Source organism: Chromohalobacter sp. 296-RDG (assembly GCF_029889885.1).
Classification (GTDB): domain Bacteria; phylum Pseudomonadota; class Gammaproteobacteria; order Pseudomonadales; family Halomonadaceae; genus Chromohalobacter.
Genome location: NZ_JARANY010000247.1, coordinates 1 through 956, shown reverse-complemented (window position 1 = coordinate 956; position 956 = coordinate 1). Strand labels below are relative to the sequence as shown.

Here is a 956-nt window from a genome sequence, read left to right as displayed (position 1 = left end):
CCTGAACGAACTAGTTTAAGCTGGCATCGCCATTATAGGAGCCGCCGGCATCAGTAACATTGTGCCCGCCACTTGTGTCGTCATAACCTGACGGGTTGGCCACAGCAGCGACTTCTTTGTCGGCATCGACGCGCTGATAGGAGCCGTAGACATCGCCGAAGCCATAGCCGTACCGAGCGCCCAAGGCATAGCGCATGATGTCACCGCTTTCACCGCCATAATCGGCGTCGGTATTTTCGACCTTGGCGGACACACGCAGCGCGTCCATGGTGTACTGAGCGTTCAGGCCATAGGCCTTCGCTTCGATGTCATTACCACCATCGGTGCTTTCAAGCGTATAGTTGTCGAGATCGTCATAGACGGCCGCGAGGGAGAACGCGCCAGCGGTATACTTCAGACCACCGAAGAAGGAAGCGTTCGACCCCTGGTTTTCGTAATTTCTGCCAAAGTCGTCACTACCGCCGAACTCACCTTCAGCATCGCCCTTGTACTGCGTACCGACAGCGAATTGCAGGCCTCCCAGTGACGGCGAGACGTACTGAAGTTTGTCACCTTCACGGTCTGCGTCCGCACCCAGGCCATTATCGCCGTACACGTTACCCAAATCCGCAGTGGAATCGGTGACGTCGAAATATTCGTTGTTGGAGATCGGATCCTGAACCCAGTCATCGATCAGCGGATCCCAGGAACCGACACGGGCATCACCGAAGTTACCCTTCAGCCCCATGTAAGCCTGGTCGCCGGTATCCAGACCACCATCGATCTTGGACTCGTCGGCATCGTGCTCGAACTCGGCCTTGAAATAGCCGGTCAGGCCCGGATTGATGATGTGCTGACCAGCGATACCGACGGTAGAGCCGTTGTCGAACAGCTCGTCTTCGGAGCTGCCGTCAATATTATCTACAGACTTGTAGGCAATCTGGATGTTGCCGTACAGGTCGAGCTGTGTGCCGTCT

The 956-nt window shown here is 56.1% G+C and carries 1 protein-coding gene; it reads right to left on the bottom strand.

Translation table 11 applies throughout. From position 1 onward, the window contains the following. Positions 1 to 10: 10 nt before the first annotated feature. A partial coding sequence (locus OP495_RS18265; RefSeq protein ID WP_280571193.1) for a porin occupies positions 11 to 956 on the bottom strand: 946 nt, incomplete at its 5' end.